The following is a 2,908-nucleotide window of genomic DNA, read 5'->3' on the forward strand; positions in this document are numbered from 1 at the left end:
GAATCCCAGGCTCAGCGTCCGAGTCAATCTGTCGCATCAGATCTGTGCATGCCCTAGTGCGAAAGCAGGGACCCATACGCCGCGTATGTCGTCCCTGCGAAAGCAGGGACCCATACGCCGCGGCTGGAGTTATGAACGGGACTCGTCGTACCGGCATCGGCCAACGAGCAGCATTCGTGGTTATGGGTCCCTGCTTTCGCAGGGACGACACTGAGTATGTTGCACGGCCGTTGAGTCATATCATACGTCGAAAGATTCTGCCGGACCGAAGCTCCGGCAGAAGCTCCCACCTTTTGCCGCTATTTCAGCGCAGCTTGCCCGGCGAGCGAGATCACATTGTCCTGCGAGCCCGAACCGCCGCTGACACCGATGGCGCCGACGATCTTGCCGTCGACAATCAGGAGGTTGCCGCCGCGCGAGGCGATCACGTCGTCGAGGGTCGTGAGATAGGTGAAGTATGCGCCCTTGCCGATCAGGTTTTCGAACGTCAGCGTCGGCCGGCGATAGCGCGTCGTGGTGCGCGCCTTGTGCTGCGAGACGCCGATCGAGGCGTATTGGCAATTGTCCTGTTTCTCGAAATAGACGAGCTCGCCGGCCGGATTGACGATCGCGATGCAGAACGCATTCCAGTTTCGCTTCTGGGTCTCGGCGACCGCCGCAGCCGCGACCTTCTTGGCGGTTTCAAGGTTGATCGGCTCGCCATAGGGCGGCGGCGCGAGCGCGTCGGGGACGACGTCGTTGGGATTGTCGGGATTGGAAGGCACCTGGGCAAATGCGCCGGTGGCCGAGACGAACGCGATGCAGGCCGCGCCGATAAGCGCAGTGAGATAACGCATGGAGTGCTCCCGAATGTTTGTCGTTGCAGGCCCCGGATCGATCGCCCGGGCGGCCGGGACGATAGCAACTGGCCCGTGGCGTACAAGGCTGCAGCGATCGATGTGCGGCGCGATATGCGTTCCGCGGCGATGAAAATCGCGTGAGAACGGCGGGATATCGAGGTCGCGCAATGCAGCAATGGACGCTACAGTCTGCGTGCATCAGCAAAGGACATGCGAATGGATCTGGGATTGAAGGGAAGAAACGCCATCGTGCTCGGCGGCACGCGCGGCATCGGGCGGGCCATCGCGGCGACGTTGGCCGGCGAAGGCGTGGGCGTCGCGGTCTGCGCCCGCAATGCCGAGCAGGTTGCGGCTGCTGTTGCCGAACTGAAGGCTGCGGGTGTGCGCGTCACCGGCGCGGCCGTCGATATCACCGACGCTGCGGCGCTGAAATCGTGGATTGCCGCGGCGGCAGCGGAATTGGGTAGCATCGACATGCTGTTCTCCAATGCAGGCGCGATGGCGCAAGGCGGCGATCCGGCGTCCTGGGAGCAGAATTTCCGGCTCGACGTGCTCGGCGCAGTGAACGCGTTCGAGGCGGCGCGCCCGCTCCTCGAAGCGAGCGGCGAGAAGACCGGCGATGCGGCCTTCATCATCATCTCGTCGATCTCGGCGGCGCAGGCGGATCGCGCCGGCTCCTACGGGCCGATCAAGGCGGCGCTGGTGCACATGGCAAAGGGACTGGCGCGGCAATACGCGGCGAAGAAAATCCGCGTCAACGTAGTGTCGCCGGGCACCGTGTATTTCAAGGGCGGCATCTGGAACATGGTCGAGCAGAACACGCCGAAGATGTATCAGGATGCGCTGGCCCGCAACCCGACCGGCCGTATGGCGACGCCGCAGGAGATCGCCAATGCAGCGGTGTTCTTGGCGAGTCCGGCCTCCTCGTTCACGACCGGCTCGAACCTCGTCGTCGACGGCGCGATCTCGAACCGGGTGAATTTCTAGAGAGCAGGCACTTCGCCATACATTCGATGCCGTCCTGGCGAAAGCCAGGACCCATGACCCCAAGAGCTCGTTGCTGCGCGATGGCTGGGGCCACGATCCCTTTCACAATCCACTGTGGTGGTAATGGGTCCTGGCTCCCGTGCGCAATTGCGCACTAGGCCAGGACGACGTTGGGTAGATAGCCAGATCAGCAGCAGCCGACATCGCGCGACGATCAATGAAAATCCCGCGACGGCGGCAGGATGCGGACGTTGCGGGGGTGGCGGATCCTTTGCGGCGAGTTGTCGCCGTGATCGCGGCGGTCGTCGTTGAGCGGCTCGATCAGCGCGGGACCTGCCGGCACTGGGTGCTTGCTGACAGGAGATTCATTGGCGAGGCCGATCAGATCGTGGGAGCGGTCGGTCATGCGCTGCGCCACCAGATGCGTCACGCCCTCGGGGCTGCTCTGGATATAGCCCTCGACCAGGATCAGGCGCGCGCCCATCACCTCCTTGCGGTACTGCTCCATCACCTTCGGCCACACCACAATGTTGGCGATGCCGGTCTCGTCCTCCAGCGTCATGAACACGACGCCCTTGGCGCTGCCCGGCCGCTGCCGCACCAGCACCACGCCGGCGCAACGAACGCGGCGGCGATCGTTGCTGCGGTTGATGGTGTGGCAGGCGACGACGCGCTCTTTGGTGAACATCTCGCGCAGGAATTCCATCGGGTGCCCCTTCAACGACAGGCGGATGGTCTGATAGTCGGCGACCACCTGCTCGGGACGCGGCATCTCCGGCAGCGGTTTTGCGCCCTCATCCGGCTGCTCGCGCGCGGTGGCGGCCTCGAACAGCGGCAGCGGCACGTCGTCGGGCAGCCGCCGCACCGCCCACAGCGCCTCGCGGCGGTCGAGCCCGAGCGAGCGGAACGCATCGGCATCGGCGAGCAGGATCAGCGCGCGCTTGGGCAGAGCGGTATCGCGGGCGAAATCCTCCAGCGAGGCGAACGGCCGGCGGTTGCGCGCCGCGACGATGCGGTCGGCCCAGTCCAACTCATCTCCGTCCAAGGCCGCGCGGGAGGTGGGCGGGTTCCCTCCCCCCTTG

The 2,908-nt window shown here is 65.0% G+C and carries 3 protein-coding genes; 1 reads left to right on the forward strand and 2 read right to left on the reverse strand.

Features of this window, described 5'->3' with window-relative positions; genetic code table 11:
• Window positions 1-299 precede the first annotated feature (299 nt).
• On the reverse strand, window positions 300-836 hold the full coding sequence (locus QMZ05_RS40620; RefSeq protein ID WP_146984930.1) for a heme-binding protein: 537 nt from the start codon (window positions 834-836) through the stop codon (window positions 300-302).
• A 219-nt stretch (window positions 837-1,055) separates the two neighbouring features.
• On the opposite strand from QMZ05_RS40620, the gene QMZ05_RS40625 reads away from it, so the two are divergent.
• Window positions 1,056-1,826, forward strand: a complete 771-nt coding sequence (locus QMZ05_RS40625; protein ID WP_353705860.1) for an SDR family oxidoreductase — start codon at window positions 1,056-1,058, stop codon at window positions 1,824-1,826.
• A 214-nt stretch (window positions 1,827-2,040) separates the two neighbouring features.
• Here QMZ05_RS40625 and QMZ05_RS40630 read toward each other — a convergent pair.
• A partial coding sequence (locus tag QMZ05_RS40630; protein WP_353705861.1) for an OB-fold nucleic acid binding domain-containing protein occupies window positions 2,041-2,908 on the reverse strand: 868 nt, incomplete at its 5' end.

The organism is Bradyrhizobium sp. INPA03-11B, assembly GCF_040446015.1.
In the GTDB taxonomy this organism is placed as follows: domain Bacteria; phylum Pseudomonadota; class Alphaproteobacteria; order Rhizobiales; family Xanthobacteraceae; genus Bradyrhizobium; species Bradyrhizobium macuxiense_A.